Origin of the sequence: Caballeronia choica (genome assembly GCF_001544535.1) — a bacterium.
In the GTDB taxonomy this organism is placed as follows: Bacteria; Pseudomonadota; Gammaproteobacteria; order Burkholderiales; family Burkholderiaceae; genus Caballeronia; species Caballeronia choica.
Window position 1 is genome coordinate 86,839 of sequence record NZ_FCON02000008.1, and the last position, 22,470, is coordinate 109,308.

The window sequence follows — 22,470 nt, forward strand, 5'->3', positions numbered from 1 at the left end:
CGTGAACGATGGGCAGGCCGGTCACGCCGCGCGGCGATTGCGCGACAGCCGCTCCTCGGCCTGCGCGAGCAATTCGGGCATGCCGCGCAACACCACAATGTCGTTGGCGCGCAGCTTCGTCTCGGGGTCCGGCTCGACGCCCCGGATGCCGTGGCGGCGGATCGCCGTCACCTCGACGCCGTCGCCGACCAGCCCGAGCGAATCGAGCGTCTGGCCGACCGCTTCCGAGTTCTCGTCGATCGGCACCGATTGTAGCCGGACCTGCTCATGGCCATCTTCGTCGTCGAGATCGTCGGCGCCGCGGAAATAGCCGCGCAGCAGGCTGTAGCGCTCGTCGCGCATCTCCTCGACGCGCCGCACGACGCGGCGCATCGGCACGCCCATCAGCACCAGCGTATGCGACGCCAGCATCAGGCTGCCCTCGACGATCTCGGGAATCACTTCCGTCGCGCCCGCGGCGATCAGCTTCTCGAGATCGGCGTCGTCGACGGTGCGCACGATCACCGGCAAGGTCGGCTGAAGCTCGTGGATGTTGTGCAGCACGCGCATGGCCGAGGGTGTGTTCGCGTAGGTGATCGCAATCGTAGCCGCGCGATGCAGGCCCGCCGCGAGCAGCGACTCGCGCCGCCCGGCATCGCCGAACACGACCGATTCGCCCGCCGCCGCGGCCGCCGCGACGCGATCCGGGTCGAGGTCGAGCGCCACGTATGAGATGCCTTCATGCTCCAGCATCCGCGCGAGATTCTGCCCGGCGCGCCCATAGCCGCAGATGATCACGTGGCCGCTTTGCTTCAGGCTCTGCGTCGCGATCCGGGTCATCTGCAGCGATTGCAGCATCCATTCCGTCGACGAGAGCCGCAGCACGATGCGGTCGGCGTTCTGGATGATGAACGGCGCGGCGAGCATCGAGAGCAGCATCGCGGAGAGAATCGCCTGCAGCAGCACGGGATAGACGAGATGCGAATCGAGGATCAGGTTCAGCAGCACGAAACCGAACTCGCCCGCCTGCGCGAGATTCAGGCCCGTGCGCATCGCCACGCCCGGCGGTGCGCCGAACAGCCGTGCGAGGCCGGTGATCATCACGGCCTTCAGAACGATCGGCACGACGAGGAAGCCGAGCACGAGCAGCGGATGTTCCCAGATCACGCGCGGGTTGAGGAGCATGCCGGTCGTCACGAAGAAGAGGCCGAGCAGCACGTCGCGAAACGGCTTGATGTCCTCCTCCACCTGATGCCGGTACGGCGTCTCGGCGATCAGCATGCCTGCGATGAACGCACCGAGCGCAAGCGACAGCCCGAATTTGTCGGTGATGAACGCAGCGCCCAGCGTGACGAGCAGCAGGTTCAGCATGAACAGCTCTTGCGAGCGGCGCCGCGCGACGAGATCGAACCAGCGCGTCATGAACTTCTGGCCGATGAAGAGCAGCACCGTCAACGCGACGACGATCTTCACCGCCGCGATGCCGAGCCACATCGCGAGTTGCGACGAGTTGCCGTTGCCGAACGCCGCGATGATGATCAGCAGCGGCACGACGGCCAGATCCTGGAACAGCAGCACGCCGAAGATGTTGCGGCCATGCTCCGATTCGAGTTCGAGCCGCTCGGCGAGCAGCTTGCTGACGATCGCCGTCGACGACATCGAGAGCGCGCCGCCGAGCGCAAAGCTCGTCTGCCACGACATCTGCATCCAGAAGCTCGCAACCCAGCCGAATAGCAGCGCGAACGCGATCGTCCCCGCGACCTGGCTCGCGCCCAGGCCGAACACGATGCGCCGCATCGAACGCAGCTTCGACAACGAGAACTCGAGCCCGATGGAAAACATCAGGAACACGACGCCAAATTCGGCGAGATGCTGCGCCCCCGCGCTGTCCGGCACGATGCGCGCCGCGTGCGGCCCGACGACGATACCGACCGCCAGGTAGCCGAGCATCGGCGGCAGGTTCAAAAACCGGAACACGACGACTCCCGCCACTGAGCACAGCAGCAACAACAGAGTCATTTCGAGCGGCGATGTCATCCGGCTAGCGTCCTCGTTCGTCGGCGGAACGGCTCGCGCCAGAAGCGCGCGTCGTTCCCGTGGATGGCCTTCTGCGGCAGGCCTTTCGGGGGGCGGATGAGCGGCGGGGAACCGCCGGTAGTCCGGCGCGGCGAAGAAACGCCTTTGTTATACTCCGCGCATGATAGCGAAAATCAATGGCGACAGGGCACTCGCGCTGGCTCGCAACGTACTCGACATCGAAGCCGACGCCGTGCGCGGGCTTGCCGATCTCCTCGACCACAACTTCAGCGGCGCCGTCGAATTCCTGCTCGGCTGCCGCGGGCGGGTGGTGGTATCCGGCATCGGCAAGTCGGGACACGTTGCGCGCAAGTTCGCGGCGACGCTCGCGAGCACCGGCACGCCGGCGTTCTTCGTGCATCCGGCCGAAGCGAGCCACGGCGACCTCGGCATGGTCACCGCCGACGACATCTTCATCGCCATGTCGAACTCCGGAGAGACAGAGGAACTCGTTGCGATCCTGCCGCTCATCAAGCGCCTCGGCGCCAAGCTGATCGCGATCACCGGCCGCCCCGAATCGAGTCTCGCGCAACTCGCCGATGTGCACCTGAACGCCCGCGTCGAAAAGGAAGCCTGCCCGCTGAACCTCGCGCCGACGGCCAGCACGACCGCCGCGATGGCGCTCGGCGATGCGCTCGCCGTCGCGGTGCTCGACGCCCGCGGCTTCGGCCCCGACGACTTCGCGCGCTCGCATCCGGGCGGCGCGCTCGGCCGGCGCCTGCTCACTTATGTACGCGACGTGATGCGCACGGGGGACGAAGTGCCGCAAGTGCCGCTCGGCGCCACCGTCGCCGACGCGCTGTTCCAGATCACCGACAAGCGCATGGGCATGACGGCGGTGGTGAGCGCGGACGGTCACGTCGAAGGCATTTTCACCGACGGCGACCTGCGCCGCGTGCTGCAGCGCGACGGCGATTTCCGGACGCTCCCGCTCGCCGAAGTCATGACGCACCACCCGCGCACGATCGGGCCGGACCATCTCGCGGTCGAAGCGGTGGAACTGATGGAGCGCCATCGCATCAATCAGATGCTGGTCGTCGACGAGAACGCGACGCTGATCGGCGCCCTGAACATGCACGACCTTTTCTCCAAGAAGGTAATTTGATGGCGCAGAAGCCTTCCGCCGCGCACGCAGAGATGCCTGCCGCAGGCAGCGCAGCCGAGCGCGCGAGCCGCATCAAGCTGATGATTTTCGACGTCGACGGCGTGTTCACCGACGGCAGCCTCTTCTTCACCGCCGAAGGCGACACGATGAAGTCGTTCAATTCGCTCGACGGCTACGGCGTGAAGCTGCTCGCGTCGATCGGCGTGCAGACGGCGATCATCACCGGGCGCCAGTCCGGCATCGTCGCGGCGCGCGCACGGGAACTCGCGATCACGCATCTCTATCAGGGCGTGGACGACAAGACCGTCGCGCTCGCCGAGTTGCTGCAGAAAACCGGCATCGCGGCGTCCGAATGCGGCTACATGGGCGACGACTGGCCCGATCTCGCGGTCATGCGCCTCGCCGGTTTCGCGGCCGCGCCCGCCAACGCGCATCCGGAAGTGATCCGCCGCGTGCATTGGGTCGCCGAATCGCGCGGCGGCCATGGCGCCGTGCGCGAAGTGTGCGACGCGATCGTGCGCGCGCAGCATCGCTACGACGAAATGCTCGCCGCCGCAATGGGAGCCTGACGATGGCGCGCCCTGCCCGCCTCACTTCGCTCCTGCCGCTGGTCGCGATGGCGGCGCTCGCCGGCGTCACCTACTGGCTGTTGCAGGCCACGTTGCCGTCGGCGCCCGTCGCACCCGAGCAACCGAAACGGCACACCGCCGACTATTTCGCCGAGAACTTCTCCGTTTCCGAACTCGATACCACCGGCACGACGCAGTACCGCCTGACGGCGAAGTCGATGGTCCACTACGAGGACGACGAGAACAGCGACCTCACGCTTCCCGCGATGCGCATGTTCCAGCCGCAGAAGCCGCAGGTCACCGGGACGAGCGAGCGCGGGACGGTGAACGGCGATGTCTCGATCGTCGATCTATACGACAACGCGCGCATCCTGCGGGCCGCGGGCTTCGGCGATCCGCAGATGCAGGCCGATTCCGAGCATTTCCGGATCCTCGTGAACGACGATGTCATCGAAACGGAAAAGCCGGTTAAACTTCAGCGCGGTCCGTCCGTGATGACGGCCAACGGCATGAACTACAACAACGTGACCCGGGAAATGAAGCTCTTTGGTAACGTGCGCGGCGCGATCGCCTCGTCCGATATCAACGGCGGCTCTTCCAAATAATCCCGGTAATCCCATCCCAAGTGTGACTGCATGAACGAAACGTTCCCTCGTCCCGATTCCGGCTGTCTGTGCAGAGCGCATTCGCGCCGCGTCGCACGCGCCGTGCAACTCGGGCTCGCGGCCGCACTCGTCGCGCTGCCGCTCGCGGGCTTCGCCCCGGCAGCGCACGCGGAACGCGCCGACCGCGACAAGCCGCTCAATATCGAAGCGGACAACATGTCCTACGACGACCTGAAGCAGAAGAACATCTTCATCGGCCACGTCGTCGCGACCAAAGGCACGATCATCATCAGGGCCGATCGCGTCGAAGTGACCCAGGACCCGCAGGGCTATCAGTACGCGACCGGCACGTCGACGGGCAAGAACCTGTCGTATTTCCGCCAGAAGCGCGATGGCGTCGACGAATACATCGAAGGCAATGCGGTGCGCATCGACTACGACGGCAAGCAGGACCTCACCACGCTTACGACGCGCGCGGTCGTGCGCCGCCTCGTGGGCCTGACGAAGATCCAGGACGAAGTGCACGGCAGCGTCATCACCTATGACGGCCAGAAGGACTTCTACACCGCGAAGGCCGGCGCGGACGTCGCCGGGCCGGGCAACCCGACCGGCCGCGTGCGCGCGATGCTGTCGCCGCGCAACGGCAACGCCGCGCCGCTCAACGGCGGCTCGGCCACCCTGGTCCCGTCCACCACCATTCAAGGAACGCCGCAGCAGTGAACTCACCCGCCATGCCCCACCGAAAGCCGGCCGGTGAAACGAGCTCGCTCGCCGTCCGCAATCTGAAGAAGCGCTACGGCTCGCGCACGGTCGTGAAGGACGTGTCGCTCGACGTGAAGAGCGGCGAAGTCGTCGGGCTGCTCGGTCCGAACGGCGCGGGCAAGACGACGTCGTTCTACATGATCGTCGGCCTCGTGCCGCTCGATGCCGGCGAAATCGCCCTCGACGGGACCTCGATCAGCCTGCTGCCGATCCACCAGCGCGCGACACTCGGGCTGTCGTACCTGCCGCAGGAAGCGTCGGTATTCCGCAAGCTCACGGTCGAGCAGAACATCCGCGCCGTGCTGGAACTGCAAACGAGCGAGTCCGGCAAGCGGCTTTCAAAAGACGCCATCACCGAGCGCGCCGAAGCGCTGCTCGACGAACTCCAGATCGCTCACTTGAGGGAAAACCCGGCGCTGTCGCTGTCGGGCGGCGAGCGACGGCGCGTCGAAATCGCCCGCGCGCTCGCGACCAATCCGGCCTTCATCCTGCTCGACGAGCCGTTTGCGGGGGTCGATCCGATCGCGGTGCTGGAAATCCAGAAAATCGTGAAGTTTTTGAAGCAGCGCAACATTGGCGTGCTGATCACGGACCACAACGTGCGCGAGACACTCGGCATCTGCGATCATGCTTACATCATCAGCGACGGCAGCGTGCTCGCGGCGGGCGCACCGGGCGAGATCATCGAGAACGAGAGCGTTCGCCGCGTCTATCTCGGCGAGCACTTCCGCATGTGACCGGTTCGGCGCGGGCGCCACTTTTATACTGCGCTGCGACATGCCGGAGCTGCAATTCTTACGTGCCGCCCGCGAGGCGGCACGACTGTTTTTGTGAATCCCCGCGAGGTTTCGCGCGCGTGGCAAACTCTCTACAATGAAATAAAACTTTGCCATGAAAGCCAGCCTCCAACTCCGCCTATCGCAGCATCTTGCGTTGACCCCGCAACTGCAGCAGTCCATCCGGCTGCTGCAGTTGTCTACGCTCGAACTGCAACAAGAGGTCGCGATGGCGGTCGCGCAGAATCCGCTCCTCGAAAACGAGGACGACTGGATCGCCAGTCCGCTGCGCGTCGCCGCCGACGGTTCGCTCATCACGTCGGCGAATACATCCAGCGCGCCGCCCGAGCCGTTGATGAACAACGGCTCGACAAGCAGCACATCCACCACCGAGCGTTCGGAAAGCGGCGAGCCGCAGGGCGTCGACGAATACAACGGCCTCGGCGCGGACGGCGGCGCGGATTCGAACTCATGGAATCTGGAAGACTACGGCCGCTCGAACACCGGTTCCGACGACGACGATCTCCCGCCGCTGCAAATCCACGAATCGACCACCACCCTTCGCGACCACCTGACCGCGCAGTTGCGCATGACCCAGGCGAATCAACGCGACCGCGCGCTGATCACGTTCCTGATCGAATCGCTCGACGAGGACGGCTATCTCACGTCGTCGCTGGAGGAAGTGCAGGCCGATTTGCCCGAGGAACTCGAAGTCGATGTCGATGAACTGAGCGCCGCGCTGGCGTTGCTGCAGAGCTTCGATCCGCCGGGCGTCGGCGGGCGTTCGGCATCGGAATGTCTGAAGCTGCAGTTGCTGCGGCTCGATGGATCGCCGACCCGCACGCTCGCGCTCGACATCGTCACGCATCACCTGGAACTGCTCGCGGCACGCGATTTCACGCGTTTGCGCAAACAGCTCAAGGCCAGCGACGACGCCCTGCGCGACGCGCACGCGCTGATCAAGTCGCTGGAGCCGTTCCCGGGCGCCGCGTATGGCAAGAGCGAGGCGGACTACGTCGTCCCGGACATTCTCGTGCGCAAGAGCGCCGGCGGATGGACCGCGGAACTGAATCCGGAGATCGTCCCGCGTCTTCGGATCAATCATCTCTACGCGAACATTCTTCGCAACAACCGTGGCGATCCGGGCAGCGGATCGCTGCGTCAGCAGCTTCAGGAGGCGCGCTGGCTGATCAAGAATATTCAGCAGAGGTTTGAGACGATTCTGCGTGTTGCGCAGGCAATTGTGGAGCGCCAGAAGAACTTTTTCGCACATGGCGAAATTGCCATGCGGCCCTTGGTTTTGCGGGAGATTGCTGATACGCTGGGTTTACACGAGTCGACGGTTTCACGTGTGACGACCGGCAAGTACATGCTCACCCCGTTCGGGACGCTTGAATTTAAGTACTTCTTTGGATCGCACGTTTCGACTGACACAGGAGGCGCGGCATCGTCAACGGCGATCCGGGCCCTCATCAAGCAACTGATAGGAGCGGAAGACCCCAAAACTCCTCTTTCAGACAGCCGCATCGCCGAACTGCTGGCAGAACAGGGCTTCGTGGTCGCGCGGCGTACCGTCGCGAAGTATCGCGAAGCGCTGAAGATCCCCGCAGTGAATCTGCGCAAGTCTCTATGACCCGTCTCTGTAGCCCGTTGCATTTCGCAGCGGGCCTTTACCGGCCGCATCGCGGGAAGCGCGGACGAGCCGGCCGATGCGACCCGTTTTTCACGTACGCCCGGACGGCGTAGCAACGGGACGCAGAGCCGACCGGTATCAGCCGCGTTGCCGCGCTTCTACGGCCACTAGCTTGGAGAGCAACTATGAATCTGAAGATCAGTGGACACCACCTCGAATTGACGCCCGCGTTGCGCGAGTATGTGATCACCAAACTCGACAGGGTGCTCCGTCATTTCGATCAAGTGATCGACGGCAATGTGGTCCTCTCGGTCGACAATCATAGAGAAAAGGACAAGCGTCAGAAGGTCGAAATCAACTTGCATCTAAAGGGCAAAGACATTTTCATCGAGAGTTGTGACGTTGATATGTACGCGGCGATCGATTTGATGGTGGACAAGCTGGATCGGCAGGTCATCAAGCACAAGGACAAGATCCAGGGCCATGCCCACGATGCAATGAAGTACCGCGCCGAAACGCAGGAACTGGAAGCACCGTCGCCGTGAACTGACCCGGTCTGGCGTTCGGCTGATTTGTCAGCTTCGCCCTGGCGACAGCGGTGATTCGAGGAATCACTCGAAATTCGCGAACCGGCCGCGACAAGGTGCAAGCCCGGCACGAGCCGCCTGAATTCAGGCGGCTTTTTTGTTGCAAATTGGATTCAAGTCGTTGATTTAGAGATAGTTTGGCAGCCGCAGATTGTTGCGGAAACCGATGTCGCGCTGCACCATCGCCGGTTGCGCTGTCATATAATGAACCGGTTATTATCGAATTCCACATCGGACTGCGCCGGTGGGCGCGTTCCCTTCCAACATCGCCGTGAGCGCTTTTCGACCAGTCGCCACGATGAGGAGAATTCAGGCCACGCATCAGCCTGCCAACATGAATCGTTTAGCCAAATTTCTTCCCCTCGAAAACGTCGTGCTCGGACTGACCGTCACCAGCAAGAAGCGCGTATTCGAGCAAGCGGGCCTGATCTTCGAGAACCAGAACGGCATCGCCCGCAGCACCGTCACCGACAATCTTTTCGCGCGCGAGCGCCTCGGCTCGACCGGTCTCGGCGAAGGCGTCGCCATTCCTCACGGACGCATCAAGGGTCTGAAGCAGCCGCTCGCCGCCTTCGTGCGACTCGCGGAGCCGATCGCGTTCGAATCGCCGGACGGCCAGCCCGTTTCGCTGCTCATCTTCCTGCTCGTGCCCGAGCAGGCAACCCAGCAGCATCTCGAAATTCTGTCGGAGATCGCCCAGTTGCTGTCCGACACCCAGGCGCGCGAGCGCCTGAACAAAGAAGAGAATCGTGAAGCGCTTTATCAGGTGCTCACACAGTGGCAGCCGTAAAACTAGTTCGAGAAGCACACATGGCGTGAACGGGTGGCCGGCCGCCTGCTCGCAAGGCACGTGCTTCTGGGGCACAATCGGTTCGATGGAGCGGAACGCGATGGGCTCGGGCGCCGGGCCCGCAAACCCCAGTCCGCTCCCGGCTTCCAACGGAGTTCCGGTCTCATGGATACGTCCAGCATCAACGCCCAAAGCATTTTCGACGATAACGCAGCCGCGCTGAAACTCAGCTGGCTCACGGGTCACGAAGGCTGGGAACGCGGTTTTTCGACCGAGACAGTCGCGAACGCGACATCGAGTGCCGATCTCGTCGGCCACTTGAACCTGATTCACCCGAACCGTATCCAGGTTCTCGGCGACGCCGAGATCAACTACTACCAGCGCCAATCCGACGAAGACCGTTCGCGCAACATGGCCGAACTGATCGCGCTCGAGCCGCCGTTTCTCGTGGTGGCCGGCGAAGTCGGCGCGCCGCCGGAACTCGTCCTGCGCTGCACGCGCTCGTCCACGCCGCTCTTCACCACGCGCATGTCGGCGGCGGCTGTGATCGACAGTCTGCGGCTCTACATGTCGCGCATCCTGGCGCCGCGCGCCACGCTGCACGGCGTGTTCCTCGACATCCTCGGCATGGGCGTGCTGCTCACCGGCGACTCCGGCCTCGGCAAAAGTGAACTCGGACTGGAACTGATCAGCCGCGGCCACGGGCTGGTGGCCGACGACGCCGTCGATTTCGTGCGCCTCGGTCCGGATTTCGTCGAAGGGCGCTGCCCGCCGCTTCTGCAGAACCTGCTGGAAGTGCGCGGCCTGGGGCTGCTGGACATCAAGACGATCTTCGGTGAAACCGCCGTACGGCGGAAGATGAAGCTGAAGCTGATCGTGCAGCTCGTGCGCCGGCCCGATGGCGAATTCCAGCGGCTGCCGCTCGAAAGCCAGACCGTCGACGTGCTCGGCCTGCCGATCAGCAAGGTCACGATCCAGGTCGCGGCCGGCCGAAATCTCGCGGTGCTGGTCGAGGCCGCGGTGCGCAACACGATCCTGCAACTGCGCGGGATCGATACGTTGCGGGACTTCATGGATCGTCAACGGCTTGCGATGCAGGACCCCGACAGCCAGTTTCCCGGCAAGCTGATCTGACCGTCACGCGCGCGGCTCTGCGGCAAATCCGCGCACAATTGCAGGTGCTAAGATAAAGCGAACGAGTCGAATTCCATGCGCATCATCCTGATCACCGGCATTTCCGGTTCCGGCAAGTCCGTCGCGCTGAACGCGCTCGAAGACGGCGGCTACTACTGCGTCGACAACCTGCCGCCGCGCTTCCTGCCGGAACTCGCCGCGTATCTCGCAAGCGAAGGCCAGGCGCAACTCGCGGTCGCGATCGATGCGCGCTCGAGCGCGTCGCTCGACGAAGTCCCGGCGATCATCCACGACCTTTCGAGCGCCCACGACCTGCGCGTGCTGTTCCTCAACGCGAGCACGCAGTCGCTGATCCAGCGCTTTTCGGAGACGCGCCGCCGCCATCCGCTGTCGGGCTCGCCCGTGCACGACGCGGACGTCGGCCTTCTCACGTCGCTCGCCGAAGCCATCGAGCAGGAACGAGAACTGGTCGCGGGCCTCGCCGAATTCGGCCATCAGATCGACACCAGCAACCTGCGCGCGAACGTCTTGCGCGCCTGGGTGAAGAGCTTCATCGAACAGGAGTCGGCGGGGCTCACGCTGATGTTCGAGTCGTTCGGATTCAAGCGCGGCGTGCCGCTCGACGCCGATTTCGTCTTCGACGTCCGCACGCTGCCGAATCCGTATTACGACCGCGAACTGCGCCCGCTGACGGGACTCGACCAGCCGGTCATCGAATTCCTGTCGGCGCAGCCGATGGTGCATCAGATGATCGACGACGTCGGCACCTTCATCGCCAAGTGGCTGCCGCAATTTCGCGACGACAACCGTAGCTATTTGACCGTCGCGATCGGCTGCACGGGCGGCCAGCATCGGTCGGTATTCATCGCCCAGGCGCTCGCCGCGCGCTTCGGCGACCAGGCAAATGTGATCGTGCGGCATCGCGACGCGCCCATCGCTTTCGATGGCAACGCGGCGCACATGCCAACCTGATCGCCGCGCCGGGCGGTCAAAACTGGAGGCGCGCGATATGTCTGCCAATCCCGTCATCGCCGACTTGCCGCTGTTTCCGCTGCACACCGTGCTGTTTCCCGGCGGCCTGCTGCCGCTCAAGATTTTCGAAGCGCGCTATCTCGACATGGCGCGCGAGTGCCTGCGCGAAAAAACGCCGTTCGGCGTTTGTCTTCTGAAAAGCGGTCACGAGATTGCATCGCCGGGCGATCCGTCGGTGCCGGAGAGCGTCGGGTGTCTGGCCGAGATCACCGAATGCGATGTCGATACGTATGGTCTCCTGCTCGTGCAGGCGCGCGGAACCGAGCGCTTCCGGCTGCTTTCGCATCGCGTCGAGCCGAGCAACCTGCTCGTCGGGATGGCGGAAACCATCGGCGAGGATCAGCCGCTGCAGGGCGTCGAGGCGCTCGCGAAGTTCGGCGCATGCGCTGAGGTGCTGGAGCGCATCATCGATACGATCAAGGCGCGCGACCCGCAGAACCTTCCGTTTGCCGAACCGTTTCTCTTCGACGACCCGTCGTGGGTGTCCAACCGTCTGTCCGAAATCTTGCCGATTCCGATGCGCGCGCGGCAAAAGCTGATGGAACTCGACGATGCGGCAGCCCGCATCGATGTCGTGCATCACTATATGCAGCACCATCAACTGCTTTAGATCAGCGAGCCCTGCAGCGCGCCCAGGAGTTTCCGCACCGGCGCGGGAAGCCCGAACGAATCGATGTCGGCGAGGGGAACCCAGGCGGTTTCGGCGTCCGCGGCCTGGGCGTGCGAACCGCGCGACACGGCGAGACGCGGTTCGATATCCAGCTTGAAATGCGTGAACGTGTGCGTAAACGGCGCGAGCCGCTGCAGTTGCTCCGCACCGCCAAAACTGTGCGCGACGGCCGCGAGCGCATCTTCATCGGCGGCTTCCGGCAAGCTCCAGAGTCCGCCCCAGATCCCCGTCGGCGGACGTTTTTCGAGCAGGACCGCATCGCCGGCGGTCAGCACCAGCATCCATGTCTTCTTCGTCGGCACCGTCTTTTTCGGCCGTGCCGCCGGCAGTGCGCGCTGTCTTCCGGTGACGTTCGCCACGCAATCCGCCGCGAACGGACAGCGCCCGCAGTCGGGCTTGCCGCGCACGCAAAGCGTCGCGCCGAGGTCCATCAAGCCCTGCGTGTAGGCGGTGACGTCGTCTTCATGGGCAGCGTCCGGCAGGAGCGATTCCGCCAGTGTCCACAGCGCGGTTTCCACGCGCTTTTCGCCCGGAAAACCGTCTACGCCGAACACGCGCGCGAGCACGCGCTTGACGTTGCCGTCGAGGATCGTCGCCCGCGCGCCGAATGCAAACGACGCGATCGCCGCCGCCGTCGAGCGGCCGATGCCCGGCAATTGCGCGAGTTCATCGACCGTTCGCGGAAAATGACCGCCGTACCCCGCCGATACGACCTGCGCGCAGCGATGCAGGTTGCGCGCGCGCGAGTAATAGCCGAGGCCGGCCCAGAGCGTCATGACGTCGTCGAGCGGCGCGGCGGCGAGTGCGTTCACGTCGGGAAAGCGCGCGAGAAAACGCGCGTAGTACGGAATCACCGTCGACACCTGCGTCTGCTGCAGCATGATTTCCGACAGCCAGATCCAGTACGGATCGCGCGTGTTCTGCCACGGCAGGTCGTGCCGGCCGTGGACGCGTTGCCACGCGATCAGGCGCGTGGAGAAATCGGCGAGTGCGAGCATCGGAGAAATTAGCGTTGGCAGCGCGGACAGAAATACGTCGAACGCTGTCCCTGGACGATTTGTTTGATCGCCGTGCCGCACACGTGGCACGGCAGGCCCGCGCGATCATAGACGAAATAGTCGAGCTGGAAGTAGCCCGACTTGCCGTCGCTGCCGACGAAATCGCGCAACGTGCTGCCGCCCTTTTCGATCGCCGCCGCGAGCGTGGTGCGCACGGCGTCCGCCAGCAGGTCGTAGCGCACGAGCGAGACGCGGCCCGCGGCGGTGGTCGGCCGGATGCCCGCGCGAAACAGGCTCTCCGACGCATAGATATTCCCCACGCCCACGACGATCTCGCCCGCAAGCAGCGCCTGCTTCACCGAGACCTTGCGCCCGCGCGTCTTGCGAAACAGCAGCGCGCCCGAGAACTCCGGCGTGAACGGCTCGACGCCGAGACTCGCGAGCAGCGGATGATCGAGCACATCGCCGTCTTCGCGTGCGTGCCAGAGCACCGCTCCGAAGCGGCGCGGGTCGCGAAAACGCAGGATGAATTCGTCGAAGACGAGATCGATGTGATCGTGCTTCGCGGCGTCGGGCGGACGCGGCACATTGCGCAATACGCGCAGCGTACCCGTCATGCCGAGATGCACGATGAGCCAGCCGTCGACGGTTTCGAACAGCAGATACTTGCCGCGCCGCTCCACCTTCTCGATTTTCAGATGCCCGAGCGTCTTCGCCAGATTCGCCGGCACCGGCCAGCGCAGCGCGGGCGTGCGCACGTCGACGCGTTCGACGCGCCTCCCCGCCACATAAGGCTCGATGCCGCGGCGCGTGACTTCTACTTCCGGTAACTCTGGCATATTTCGATGGTCTGCAACTTGCTGGGCGATGTGCCGGTATTGTAGCGACCGCGTTACAATCGACCGAAACATCAATCGGAATTCCATGAACTTGTTCGTCATGAAGCTGTTTTCCAAGCGAATGACCGCGCTCGCACAAGGTTGCGGGACGCCGGTGTCGCGCATCGCGGCCGCAGTCGCGCTGGCGACGGCAGTGTTCGCGTTCGTGCCGGCCTGCGCGCAGGTCTCCGCGCCAGGGCCCGCGCAAACGCCCGCGCAAAGCCCCGTCCCGGCGCCCGACGATCAGTCCGCCGTCAACGCCTCCGACCTGCTGACCGCGCCGCCCACCGGCAAGGAATCGCAGGATCTTCCGGATGTCGCGCTGTCCAGCCAGATCGTGTTTCAGGTCCTGGCAGCCGAAGTCGCGCTGCAACGCGGCCAGCCGGCGCCCGCCTACCAGACGTATCTGGCGCTCGCCCGCGACACGCACGATCCGCGCTTCGCCCAGCGCGCGACGGAAATCGCGATCGCGGCGCAGAGCCCGAACGACGCGCTCACCGCCGTCCAGTTGTGGCAGCAGTTCTCGCCGAATTCGGATCGCGCGGCGCAATTGAGCGCGTCGCTGCTGATCGTGTCCGGCAAGCCCGACGAGGCCGCGCCGACGCTCGCGAAAGAACTCGCCAAAGTGCCCGAAGCCCAGCGCGGCGACGCGATCCTGTCGCTGCAATCGCTGCTGTCACGCGGGCCGAACCGCGTCGGCGCGCTGAACGTGCTCAAGGACCTGACGAAGAACGACTTGCAGCGTCCCGAGACGCAACTCGCCATCGCCCGCCAGCAACTCATCGCCGACGATCAGCCGGGCGCGAAGGCATCGCTCGAAAAGGCGCTGCAACTGAAGCCCGACTACCTGCCGGCCGCGCTGACGCTCGCGCGCATGGGACCGGAGGAACGCAAGGAAGGCATCGCGTCGTTCGAGAAATACGTCGAGAAGAATCCGAAGTCGCACGACGCACGGCTCGCGCTCGCGCAGTTGTATTTGTCGTCGGACCGACTCGATGATGCGCAAAAGCAGTTCGAAATCATGCGCAAGAACGATCCGAAAGACCTGACGCCGCTGATGGCGCTCGCGCTCATCAATATCCAGAAGAAGCAGTTCGACAAGGCGCAGGACTACCTGAACCAGTACGCGAAGGCCGCCGAAAGCACGCCGGGCGCCGATCCGGGTCAGGCTTACATCTATCTCGCGCAGTTGTCGCTGGAACAGAAAAACGATGCCGCTGCCAGCCAGTGGCTCGACAAAATTCCACGCACGAGCCAGCAGTATCTGCCCGCGCAGATCACGCGCGCGCAGTTGATGGCCAAGCAGGGCAAGCTCGACGAAGCGCGCCAGTTGCTCGCGAGCCTGCAAAGCTCCGATCCGCACGACATCGCGTTGCTGGCCCGCACGGATGCCGCGCTGCTCTTTGAAGCCAAACGCTATCCGGAGGCCGAAGCGAATCTGGCGAAGGCCGCGGCCGCGTTCCCCGACGACCCCGATATCACCTACGACTACGCGATGGCCGCCGAAAAGAACGGCCACTACGACGTGATGGAAGCGCAGTTGCGCAACCTGATGCGCACGCAGCCCGACAATCCGCAGGCCTATAACGCGCTCGGCTATTCACTCGTCGATCGCAATCAACGCGTCGACGAAGCCGAGAAGCTGATCGAAAAGGCCGTCGCGCTCGCGCCCAACGACGCGTTCATCATGGACAGCCTCGGCTGGGCCAAATTCCGCCAGGGCAATTCCGCGGAAGCCGCCAAGATCCTGAAACAAGCGTACGACCTGCAGCCGAACGCTGAAATCGGCGCGCATCTCGGCGAGGTCCAATGGAAGTCGGGCCAGCAGGACCAGGCGCGCGCGACGTGGCGGCAGGCGCAAAAGCTTGAACCGGACAACGACACGCTCGTCAAAACGCTCAAACGACTTCAGGTGAACGATCTTTGATGGCATTCAACCTTAACGCCGGCGCGCCGCTTCGCCGCGGCGCGCTTGCGCTGGCGGCCACCGCCGCCGTCGTCCTCTCGGGGTGCGCCACGAAGCCGAACGTGCCGAACACGTCGAACGCGGCGACCTCGATCACCACGCAGACAAGCCGCGCGTATCACGGACGCTTCGCCATCCAGTACAACGACCAGAACGGCCAGCCACGCAACGCGTACGGCAATTTCGAATGGCAGGAAACGGGCGATACCGTCACGCTGCAACTGCGCAACCCGCTCGGACAGACGCTTGCGATCGTGACGTCGTCGCCATCGTCGGCGACGCTCGAATTGCCGAATCGCCAGCCGCTCAACGCCGACAACGTCTCCACGCTGATGCAGAGCACGCTCGGCTTTGCATTGCCGGTCGAAGGCCTGCGGTACTGGCTGCAGCCATCGGCGGCCCCGACCTCGCGCGCCAAGACGACGATGGATGCATCGTCCGGCAACGGGCGGCTCAAGGAGATCAAGCAGGACGGCTGGACGATCGACTATCTCGCCTACGCCGACGCACCCGCTGCGGGCGTGAAGCGCGTGAATCTCACCCGCGAAGATCCGCCGCTCGACATCAAGCTCGTGATCGACCAATAACCGCCGCTCAACGCCGAACGCATGTCCTTATCGAACGAGTCGCTACGCGACTGCCTCGCACCCGCGAAGCTGAACCTCTTTCTGCACATCACCGGCCGTCGTCCGGACGGGTATCACGCGCTCCAGACGGTGTTTCAACTGCTCGATTGGGGCGACGTTCTGAACTTCACCCGTCGCGACGACGGCACGATCACGCGCAAGAGCGACGTTCCGGGCGTCCCGGAAGCCGACGACCTCGTCGTGCGCGCTGCGAGGCTGCTACAAAGCCACACGGGAAGCAAATACGGCGTCGAAATCGAAATCGACAAGCGGCTTCCGATGGGCGCGGGCGTCGGTGGCGGAAGTTCTGACGCCGCAACGACACTTTTGGCGTTGAATCGCCTCTGGGGCGTTGACCTCCCGCGCGCGACACTGCAAAATCTCGCCCTGCAACTGGGTGCGGACGTCCCGTTTTTTGTTTTCGGGCAAAATGCATTCGCAGAAGGAGTGGGAGAAGCGCTCGAAGCAGTCGACCTGCCGAAACGCTATTTCCTGGTGGTGACTCCTGCGGTCCACGTCCCCACGGCTGCGATTTTTTCTGAGAAAGCGTTGACAAGGGACTCAAAAGTCCTCACAATGACGGACTTTCTTGCACAACATAGTTCTGACACAGATTGGCCTGACAGCTTCGGCCGAAATGACATGCAGGCGGTTGTTGCGGAAAAGTACGCGGAAGTAGCAACGGTGCTTGAGTGGTTCTCTAATCTTGCACCGGCGCGAATGACCGGATCTGGAGCAAGCGTGTTCGCTGCTTTTCGTAGCAAAGCCGAAGCTGAGATGGCGCAAGCCAAACTCCCGGCAAGCTGGAAAAGCGTGGTGACAGCCAGCCTGGATTCTCATCCTCTCTTCGCTTTCGCGTCATAAGGTTTTGTTTTGACGGGTTGTCCTACGCCTCCCGGCAAAACTCAAGGTTAGTGTAGGGGAGTCGCCAAGTTGGTCAAGGCACCGGATTTTGATTCCGGCATGCGAGGGTTCGAGTCCTTCCTCCCCTGCCATAATTTCTCGCGTTTTTCCTCTCGCCCCCAGCCCGAAACAGGTGCACGATGAGCAGTGACGGCCTGATGGTTTTTACTGGCAACGCGAATCCCGCGCTTGCACAGGAAGTCGTCAAGATCCTTGGAATCCCGCTCGGCAAAGCGATGGTCAGCCGTTTCTCCGACGGCGAAATCATGGTCGAGATTCAGGAAAACGTCCGAGGCAAGGACGCGTTCGTTCTGCAATCCACCTGCGCTCCGACGAACGACAACCTGATGGAATTGATGATCATGGTCGATGCGCTCAAGCGCGCGTCAGCAGGCCGGATCACCGCGGCAATTCCCTACTTTGGTTATGCCCGTCAGGATCGCCGTCCGCGCTCGGCGCGCGTCGCAATCTCGGCCAAGGTCGTGGCGAACATGCTGGAAATCGCCGGCGTCGATCGCGTCATCACGATGGATCTGCACGCCGACCAGATTCAAGGTTTCTTCGACATCCCGGTCGATAACATTTATGCAACGCCCGTGCTGCTCGGCGACCTGCGCAAGCAGAATCACGAGAATCTGCTGGTGGTGTCGCCGGACGTGGGCGGCGTGATCCGCGCGCGCGCACTGGCGAAGCAACTGAACACCGATCTCGCGATCATCGACAAGCGTCGCCCGAAGGCGAATGTCGCTGAAGTGATGAACATCATCGGTGAAGTGGAGGGCCGGACCTGCGTGATCATGGACGACATGGTCGACACCGCCGGCACACTTTGCAAGGCAGCACAGGTTTTGAAGCAACGCGGCGCGACCCAGGTTTTCGCGTACGCAACGCACCCGGTTCTGTCGGGTGGCGCGGGGGAACGGATCGCGGCGTCGGAACTCGACGAACTCGTCGTCACCGATACGATCCCGCTCTCCGCGGAATCGCTGGCGTGCAAGAAAATTCGCCTGCTGTCGAGCGCAGGTTTGCTCGCGGAGACGTTCTCGCGAATCCGGCGCGGCGACTCGGTGATGTCGCTCTTCGCCGAAAGTTAAAGGAATTGGCAAAACGCGAAGCTCCAGCTTCGCGTTTTTGCGTGATCGGTACGAACGGACGAAGGTTCGTGCCGTTGCTCTCGGGGCTGACGCGGCTGTTTGATAATGGCCGATCTATAACGGAAAGCCCCTTTTTCACTGCCTGGTCGCGGGCAGCATATGGAGTTGAATCATGAAAGTAGTCGCTTTCGAGCGTAATTTGCAAGGTACGGGTGCGAGCCGCCGCCTGCGTAACTCGGGCAAGACCCCGGGCATCGTATATGGCGCCGACAAAGACGTACAACTGGTCGAACTCGACCACAATGCCCTTTGGCACGCGCTGAAGAAAGAAGTGTTCCATTCGTCGATTCTCGACCTGGAAGTGGGCGGCAAGGCGCAGCAGGTCCTCCTGCGCGACGTGCAATACCACCCGTTCAAGCAGATGGTTCTGCACGTGGACTTCCAGCGCGTCGATTCGAAGAAGAAGCTGCACACCAAGGTGCCGCTGCACTTCATGAATCAGGAAACGAATCCGGCGGTCAAGCTGTCGGGCGCCGTGATCAGCCACGTCATCAACGAACTCGAAGTGGAATGCCTGCCGGGCGACCTGCCGGAATTCCTCGAAATCGACCTGGCCAACATCGAAGCCGGCCAGACGATGCACGCGAAGGATATCGTTCTGCCGAAGGGCGTCGCGCTCGTCGCTCACGTCGACGCGGAAAACCCGGTCATCGCTTCGGCGACGATCCCGGCCGCAGTGGTGTCGGATGCTTCGACCACCACCGCTACCGGCGAAGGCGAAACGCCCGCAGCGTAAGATTCGCTGACATAAGCCTATCCTCTCGAACCGTTCGCAAGAACGGGACGACGTGACCCGCCGGTGCTGACGCTCCGGCGGGTTTTTTTTCGCTTTAATTTGCGCGGGCGCCTGCCGCTCGCGACGACTCGACATGATCAAGCTGATTGTCGGCCTCGGCAATCCGGGCGCCGAGTACACCGCGACGCGACACAACGCCGGCTTCTGGTTCGCGGATCAATTCGCCCGCGACGCCGGCGCGAGCCTGCGCGACGAGCGCCGCTTCCACGGTCATTATGGAAAGGGCCGTTTGAACGGCCACGAGGTCCACTTGCTCGAACCGCAGACGTTCATGAATCGATCGGGACAATCGGTGGTGGCCGTCGCGCAGTTCTTCAAGATCCTGCCCGACGAAATTCTTGTCGCGCATGACGAACTCGACCTGCCGCCCGGCACCGTCAAGATGAAGCTCGGCGGCGGCAGCGGCGGGCACAACGGGCTGAAGGACATTTCCGCACATCTGTCATCGCAACAGTACTGGCGTTTGCGCATCGGCATCGGGCATCCGCGCGACCTGATTCCCGAAGGCGCGCGCGCGGGCGCCAAGCCGGACGTCGCCAATTTCGTGCTGAAACCGCCGCGTCGCGAAGAGCAGGAGCCGATCGACCAGTCGATCGAACGCGCGCTCGCGGTGATGCCATTCGTCGTCGCCGGCGAGACGGAGCGCGCGATGATGAACCTGCATCGCAATGCCTGACATCAACGTGGAGAGCCGCACGTGAGCCGTTTCTGGAGCGACATCGTTCATCGACTGACGCCGTATGTCCCGGGCGAGCAGCCCGCGCTGGCGCACCCGATCAAGCTGAACACGAACGAAAATCCGTATCCGCCGTCGCCGCGCGTCGTCGAGGCGATCCGGCGCGAACTCGGCGATGAAGGCGAGACGCTTCGCAAATATCCGGACCCGACCGCCCGCGCTCTGCGCGCGACGGTGGCCGCCCATCACGGACTGCGCATCGAGCAGGTGTTCGCGGGCAATGGCTCCGACGAAGTGCTCGCCCACGTGTTCCAGGCGCTCCTGAAGCACGACAAGCCGATCCGCTTCCCCGACATCACGTACAGCTTCTATCCGGTCTACGCGCAGTTGTACGGCGTCGCGTTCGACGCGATCCCGCTCGACGACGCGTTCGGCATCGACGTCGACGACTATCGGGCGCCGAGCGGCGGCGTGCTCCTGCCGAACCCGAACGCGCCGACGGGCCGGGCGCTAAGGCTCGCCGAAATCGAAGCGTTGCTGAAGGCGAACCCGGACTCGCCGGTCGTGATCGACGAAGCGTATGTCGACTTTGGCGCGGAATCGGCAGTCAAGCTGATCGACAGGTACCCGAACATGCTCGTCGTGCAGACGGTGTCGAAGGCACGCTCGCTGGCGGGAATGCGCGTGGGCTTCGCGTTCGGCGATGCCGCGCTGATCGAAGCGCTCACGCGCGTGAAGGACAGCTTCAACTCGTATCCGCTGGATCGGCTGGCGCAGGCGGCAGCCATCGCGGCTTACGAGGACGATGCGTGGTTTCAGGAGAGTTGCGCGAAGGTGGTCGCGAGTCGCGAGCGGCTCGCGGACAAACTGAAGGCGCTCGGCTTCGAGATCGTGCCGTCGGCGGCGAACTTCGTATTCGCGCGCCATCCGGCGCACGATGCCGCGACGCTCGCCGCGTCGCTGAAAGAGAAAGAGATTTTCGTGCGGCACTTCAAGCTGCCGCGCATCGACCAGCATCTGCGCATCTCCATCGGCACCGATGCCGAATGCGATGCGCTCATCGATGCGTTGCGCGCGCTGATCGCCGCGTAAATCGGGCTTATTGCCCTTTGGCGGCCATCAACGCGTGGTACTTCTGCATCAACTGGTCCGGCGTCTCGACATGCGCCGGATCACGCGGAATACATTCGACGGGACACACCTGCTGGCATTGCGGCTCGTCGAAGTGGCCGACGCATTCGGTGCACTTCTTCGGGTCGATGACGTAGATTTCCGTGCCCATCGAGATGGCGTCGTTCGGACACTCGGGCTCGCAGACGTCGCAGTTGATGCACTCGTCGGTAATGATCAAAGACATGCTTTACTCTCTTCCGCCGGTTCGAAACCGGCACTAAACGCGCGCGCCGTGAGGATCATCAGCGCCGCGCGCGCCCGGCGCTCAAGGCACCGCGGTGTCCCGCGGGATCGGGCCGACCTTGTCGATCAGGCGCTTCTCGACGGACGGAAACACGAACTTGCTCACATCGCCGCCCAATTGCGCGATCTCGCGCACGATCGTGCCCGAGATGAACTGATACTGGTCGGACGGCGTCATGAACATCGTTTCCACGTCCGGCAGCAGATAGCGGTTCATGCCCGCCATCTGAAACTCGTACTCGAAATCGGAGACGGCCCGCAGGCCGCGCACGATCACGCGCGCGTTGTTCTTGCGCACGAAATCCTTCAATAGCCCCTTGAAACTCATCACCTGCACGTTCGGATAGTGACCTAGCACGTCGTGTGCGATGTCCAGCCGCTCCTGCAGGTCGAAAAACGGCTTCTTCGCGCGGCTGTCGGCGACTCCGACGACCAGCGTGTCGAAAATGCTCGACGCCCGCCGGACAAGATCTTCATGTCCGCGCGTCAGCGGGTCGAACGTTCCCGGGTACACGGCGACTACCATGGGCCTTCTCCTCTTATGGTGACATTGGGCCGCTCGGCCGCATCGGCAACTGTCATTGCGCCCGATGCGTTATTTTTGGAACGCGCATTATTCCTCATTTTCGCGACGCAGCAAATGATAACGGACCGCGCCCGCCTTGCCTTCGCGCACGATTCGCCAGCCTGCCAGCGCGGGTATCGCGGACACGTCCAGTGCATCGCCCGATTCGACGTAAAGCGCGCCGCCTGGCGCAAGCAACGGCACGGAAAGGTCCAGCGCGCGTTCGAGCATCGGTTTGTCGCCGAAAGGCGGGTCGAGGAAGACGACGTCGAAGGAATTCGGTGCCATGTTTGCGGCGAGGCGCAATGCATCGGCTTCGGCGATTTCAATATTCTTCGCCGCGAGCCGCGCCTGGTTCGCCTTCAGCTGCGCGACCGCGCGGCCGCTGCGTTCGACCATCAGGACACGCGCCGCCCCGCGCGACGCAGCCTCGAAACCGAGCGCGCCGCTGCCGGCGAACAGGTCGAGACAGCGCTGGCCGTCGAGCTGCTGGCCGAGCCAGTTGAAGAGCGTCTCGCGGACGCGATCGGGCGTGGGGCGCAGGCCGTCGAGATCCAGCACCGGCAGCGGCGTGCGCTTCCAGTCGCCGCCGATGATGCGGATCGTGTGCGGCTTGCCGCCACGCGACGGCAGTGGCTCCCGTACTTTGGCGGGCGCGCGGCCGGGCGCGGCTGACGTGGCTGACATGGGCGAGCGGGTAATCGACGAACGGGACATGTGAGCGCAATGAATTGAGGTACGGGCGCCGGTTCGGAGCGCCCGCGTGGGCGGGGC

At 63.6% G+C, this 22,470-nt stretch carries 24 protein-coding genes and 1 tRNA gene; 19 read left to right on the forward strand and 6 right to left on the reverse strand.

The features are described 5' to 3' along the window. Window positions 1–21: 21 nt before the first annotated feature. A complete protein-coding gene (locus AWB68_RS05655) occupies window positions 22–2,016 on the reverse strand; it encodes a monovalent cation:proton antiporter family protein (protein WP_087643369.1) in 1,995 nt (664 codons plus the stop codon). Between the two features lie 160 nt (window positions 2,017–2,176). On the opposite strand from AWB68_RS05655, the gene kdsD reads away from it, so the two are divergent. From kdsD to AWB68_RS05710, 11 genes are all read left to right on the forward strand, one after another. Further along, a complete protein-coding gene (gene kdsD, locus AWB68_RS05660; RefSeq protein WP_087643370.1) occupies window positions 2,177–3,160 on the forward strand; it encodes an arabinose 5-phosphate isomerase KdsD in 984 nt (327 codons plus the stop codon). A 32-nt stretch (window positions 3,161–3,192) separates the two neighbouring features. After that, entirely contained in the window at window positions 3,193–3,729 is a 537-nt protein-coding gene (locus tag AWB68_RS05665; protein ID WP_087643425.1) for a KdsC family phosphatase, read from the forward strand. 2 nt (window positions 3,730–3,731) lie between these two features. Continuing rightward, entirely contained in the window at window positions 3,732–4,334 is a 603-nt protein-coding gene (gene lptC, locus AWB68_RS05670; RefSeq protein WP_087643371.1) for an LPS export ABC transporter periplasmic protein LptC, read from the forward strand. 30 nt (window positions 4,335–4,364) lie between these two features. Next, window positions 4,365–5,054, forward strand: a complete 690-nt coding sequence (gene lptA / locus AWB68_RS05675; protein ID WP_087643372.1) for a lipopolysaccharide transport periplasmic protein LptA — start codon at window positions 4,365–4,367, stop codon at window positions 5,052–5,054. 11 nt (window positions 5,055–5,065) lie between these two features. After that, the gene (gene lptB, locus AWB68_RS05680) at window positions 5,066–5,833 is read left to right on the forward strand and encodes an LPS export ABC transporter ATP-binding protein (protein WP_200828639.1); all 768 of its coding nucleotides are present in this window, start codon (window positions 5,066–5,068) and stop codon (window positions 5,831–5,833) included. A gap of 154 nt (window positions 5,834–5,987) precedes the next feature. Further along, the gene (locus tag AWB68_RS05685; RefSeq protein WP_087643374.1) at window positions 5,988–7,505 is read left to right on the forward strand and encodes an RNA polymerase factor sigma-54; all 1,518 of its coding nucleotides are present in this window, start codon (window positions 5,988–5,990) and stop codon (window positions 7,503–7,505) included. Window positions 7,506–7,690: 185 nt separating this feature from the next. Further along, complete coding sequence (hpf, locus tag AWB68_RS05690) at window positions 7,691–8,050, forward strand: ribosome hibernation-promoting factor, HPF/YfiA family (RefSeq protein WP_087643375.1); 360 nt, start codon at window positions 7,691–7,693, stop codon at window positions 8,048–8,050. Window positions 8,051–8,426: 376 nt separating this feature from the next. Continuing rightward, on the forward strand, window positions 8,427–8,882 hold the full coding sequence (gene ptsN, locus AWB68_RS05695; protein ID WP_087643376.1) for a PTS IIA-like nitrogen regulatory protein PtsN: 456 nt from the start codon (window positions 8,427–8,429) through the stop codon (window positions 8,880–8,882). 165 nt (window positions 8,883–9,047) lie between these two features. Then, window positions 9,048–10,016 carry an HPr(Ser) kinase/phosphatase gene (gene hprK / locus AWB68_RS05700; RefSeq protein WP_087643377.1) on the forward strand — a complete coding sequence of 323 codons (969 nt, stop codon included), beginning with the start codon at window positions 9,048–9,050 and terminating at the stop codon, window positions 10,014–10,016. Between the two features lie 75 nt (window positions 10,017–10,091). Next, window positions 10,092–10,988 (forward strand): RNase adapter RapZ, encoded by an 897-nt coding sequence (gene rapZ / locus AWB68_RS05705; RefSeq protein WP_087643378.1) that lies wholly within the window; start codon window positions 10,092–10,094, stop codon window positions 10,986–10,988. Between the two features lie 37 nt (window positions 10,989–11,025). Beyond that, the gene (locus tag AWB68_RS05710) at window positions 11,026–11,658 is read left to right on the forward strand and encodes an LON peptidase substrate-binding domain-containing protein (protein ID WP_087643379.1); all 633 of its coding nucleotides are present in this window, start codon (window positions 11,026–11,028) and stop codon (window positions 11,656–11,658) included. On the opposite strand, the gene mutY is transcribed toward AWB68_RS05710, so the two are convergent. Then, window positions 11,655–12,716: an A/G-specific adenine glycosylase gene (gene mutY / locus AWB68_RS05715; RefSeq protein ID WP_087643380.1), complete on the reverse strand. Its 1,062-nt coding sequence runs from the start codon at window positions 12,714–12,716 to the stop codon at window positions 11,655–11,657. The two genes, AWB68_RS05710 and mutY, sit on opposite strands and share 4 nt — an antisense overlap. An 8-nt stretch (window positions 12,717–12,724) precedes the next feature. Continuing rightward, window positions 12,725–13,555: a bifunctional DNA-formamidopyrimidine glycosylase/DNA-(apurinic or apyrimidinic site) lyase gene (mutM, locus tag AWB68_RS05720; protein ID WP_087643381.1), complete on the reverse strand. Its 831-nt coding sequence runs from the start codon at window positions 13,553–13,555 to the stop codon at window positions 12,725–12,727. Window positions 13,556–13,640: 85 nt separating this feature from the next. Between mutM and AWB68_RS05725 the strand changes: the two genes are divergently transcribed. The 8 genes from AWB68_RS05725 (at window position 13,641) to hisC (ending at window position 20,807) form a co-directional block, all read left to right on the forward strand. Continuing rightward, a complete protein-coding gene (locus AWB68_RS05725; RefSeq protein ID WP_087643382.1) occupies window positions 13,641–15,521 on the forward strand; it encodes a tetratricopeptide repeat protein in 1,881 nt (626 codons plus the stop codon). Beyond that, window positions 15,521–16,147, forward strand: a complete 627-nt coding sequence (gene lolB, locus AWB68_RS05730) for a lipoprotein insertase outer membrane protein LolB (RefSeq protein WP_087643383.1) — start codon at window positions 15,521–15,523, stop codon at window positions 16,145–16,147. Before AWB68_RS05725 ends, lolB begins: the two co-directional genes overlap by 1 nt. Before the next feature lie 21 nt (window positions 16,148–16,168). Continuing rightward, window positions 16,169–17,050, forward strand: coding sequence for a 4-(cytidine 5'-diphospho)-2-C-methyl-D-erythritol kinase (gene ispE, locus AWB68_RS05735; RefSeq protein ID WP_087643384.1), 882 nt, complete (start codon window positions 16,169–16,171; stop codon window positions 17,048–17,050). 54 nt (window positions 17,051–17,104) lie between these two features. Further along, a tRNA-Gln gene (locus tag AWB68_RS05740) sits at window positions 17,105–17,181 on the forward strand. Window positions 17,182–17,229: 48 nt separating this feature from the next. After that, window positions 17,230–18,183: a ribose-phosphate pyrophosphokinase gene (locus tag AWB68_RS05745; RefSeq protein ID WP_087643385.1), complete on the forward strand. Its 954-nt coding sequence runs from the start codon at window positions 17,230–17,232 to the stop codon at window positions 18,181–18,183. Between the two features lie 172 nt (window positions 18,184–18,355). After that, on the forward strand, window positions 18,356–18,979 hold the full coding sequence (locus AWB68_RS05750; RefSeq protein ID WP_087643386.1) for a 50S ribosomal protein L25/general stress protein Ctc: 624 nt from the start codon (window positions 18,356–18,358) through the stop codon (window positions 18,977–18,979). Window positions 18,980–19,112: 133 nt separating this feature from the next. Then, window positions 19,113–19,715, forward strand: coding sequence for an aminoacyl-tRNA hydrolase (pth, locus tag AWB68_RS05755; protein WP_087643387.1), 603 nt, complete (start codon window positions 19,113–19,115; stop codon window positions 19,713–19,715). A 21-nt stretch (window positions 19,716–19,736) separates the two neighbouring features. Further along, on the forward strand, window positions 19,737–20,807 hold the full coding sequence (gene hisC / locus AWB68_RS05760) for a histidinol-phosphate transaminase (protein WP_087643388.1): 1,071 nt from the start codon (window positions 19,737–19,739) through the stop codon (window positions 20,805–20,807). A 7-nt stretch (window positions 20,808–20,814) separates the two neighbouring features. On the opposite strand, the gene AWB68_RS05765 is transcribed toward hisC, so the two are convergent. The 3 genes from AWB68_RS05765 to rsmD form a co-directional block, all read right to left on the reverse strand. Then, the gene (locus AWB68_RS05765) at window positions 20,815–21,072 is read right to left on the reverse strand and encodes a YfhL family 4Fe-4S dicluster ferredoxin (RefSeq protein ID WP_087643389.1); all 258 of its coding nucleotides are present in this window, start codon (window positions 21,070–21,072) and stop codon (window positions 20,815–20,817) included. 81 nt (window positions 21,073–21,153) lie between these two features. After that, window positions 21,154–21,657: a pantetheine-phosphate adenylyltransferase gene (gene coaD / locus AWB68_RS05770; RefSeq protein WP_087643390.1), complete on the reverse strand. Its 504-nt coding sequence runs from the start codon at window positions 21,655–21,657 to the stop codon at window positions 21,154–21,156. Between the two features lie 87 nt (window positions 21,658–21,744). After that, window positions 21,745–22,383: a 16S rRNA (guanine(966)-N(2))-methyltransferase RsmD gene (rsmD, locus tag AWB68_RS05775; RefSeq protein WP_087643391.1), complete on the reverse strand. Its 639-nt coding sequence runs from the start codon at window positions 22,381–22,383 to the stop codon at window positions 21,745–21,747. Window positions 22,384–22,470: the final 87 nt, after the last annotated feature.

Excerpts from the sequence above, each read along its gene's own strand:
- AWB68_RS05655 (WP_087643369.1), bottom strand. The coding sequence starts at position 2,016 with ATGACATCGCCGCTCGAAATGACTCTGTTGTTGCTGCTGTGCTCAGTG.
- kdsD (WP_087643370.1), top strand. The coding sequence starts at position 2,177 with ATGATAGCGAAAATCAATGGCGACAGGGCACTCGCGCTGGCTCGCAAC.
- AWB68_RS05665 (WP_087643425.1), top strand. The coding sequence starts at position 3,193 with ATGCCTGCCGCAGGCAGCGCAGCCGAGCGCGCGAGCCGCATCAAGCTG.
- lptC (WP_087643371.1), top strand. The coding sequence starts at position 3,732 with ATGGCGCGCCCTGCCCGCCTCACTTCGCTCCTGCCGCTGGTCGCGATG.
- lptA (WP_087643372.1), top strand. The coding sequence starts at position 4,365 with ATGAACGAAACGTTCCCTCGTCCCGATTCCGGCTGTCTGTGCAGAGCG.
- lptB (WP_200828639.1), top strand. The coding sequence starts at position 5,066 with ATGCCCCACCGAAAGCCGGCCGGTGAAACGAGCTCGCTCGCCGTCCGC.
- AWB68_RS05685 (WP_087643374.1), top strand. The coding sequence starts at position 5,988 with ATGAAAGCCAGCCTCCAACTCCGCCTATCGCAGCATCTTGCGTTGACC.
- hpf (WP_087643375.1), top strand. The coding sequence starts at position 7,691 with ATGAATCTGAAGATCAGTGGACACCACCTCGAATTGACGCCCGCGTTG.
- ptsN (WP_087643376.1), top strand. The coding sequence starts at position 8,427 with ATGAATCGTTTAGCCAAATTTCTTCCCCTCGAAAACGTCGTGCTCGGA.
- hprK (WP_087643377.1), top strand. The coding sequence starts at position 9,048 with ATGGATACGTCCAGCATCAACGCCCAAAGCATTTTCGACGATAACGCA.
- rapZ (WP_087643378.1), top strand. The coding sequence starts at position 10,092 with ATGCGCATCATCCTGATCACCGGCATTTCCGGTTCCGGCAAGTCCGTC.
- AWB68_RS05710 (WP_087643379.1), top strand. The coding sequence starts at position 11,026 with ATGTCTGCCAATCCCGTCATCGCCGACTTGCCGCTGTTTCCGCTGCAC.
- mutY (WP_087643380.1), bottom strand. The coding sequence starts at position 12,716 with ATGCTCGCACTCGCCGATTTCTCCACGCGCCTGATCGCGTGGCAACGC.
- mutM (WP_087643381.1), bottom strand. The coding sequence starts at position 13,555 with ATGCCAGAGTTACCGGAAGTAGAAGTCACGCGCCGCGGCATCGAGCCT.
- AWB68_RS05725 (WP_087643382.1), top strand. The coding sequence starts at position 13,641 with ATGAACTTGTTCGTCATGAAGCTGTTTTCCAAGCGAATGACCGCGCTC.
- lolB (WP_087643383.1), top strand. The coding sequence starts at position 15,521 with ATGGCATTCAACCTTAACGCCGGCGCGCCGCTTCGCCGCGGCGCGCTT.
- ispE (WP_087643384.1), top strand. The coding sequence starts at position 16,169 with ATGTCCTTATCGAACGAGTCGCTACGCGACTGCCTCGCACCCGCGAAG.
- AWB68_RS05745 (WP_087643385.1), top strand. The coding sequence starts at position 17,230 with ATGAGCAGTGACGGCCTGATGGTTTTTACTGGCAACGCGAATCCCGCG.
- AWB68_RS05750 (WP_087643386.1), top strand. The coding sequence starts at position 18,356 with ATGAAAGTAGTCGCTTTCGAGCGTAATTTGCAAGGTACGGGTGCGAGC.
- pth (WP_087643387.1), top strand. The coding sequence starts at position 19,113 with ATGATCAAGCTGATTGTCGGCCTCGGCAATCCGGGCGCCGAGTACACC.
- AWB68_RS05765 (WP_087643389.1), bottom strand. The coding sequence starts at position 21,072 with ATGTCTTTGATCATTACCGACGAGTGCATCAACTGCGACGTCTGCGAG.
- coaD (WP_087643390.1), bottom strand. The coding sequence starts at position 21,657 with ATGGTAGTCGCCGTGTACCCGGGAACGTTCGACCCGCTGACGCGCGGA.
- rsmD (WP_087643391.1), bottom strand. The coding sequence starts at position 22,383 with ATGTCAGCCACGTCAGCCGCGCCCGGCCGCGCGCCCGCCAAAGTACGG.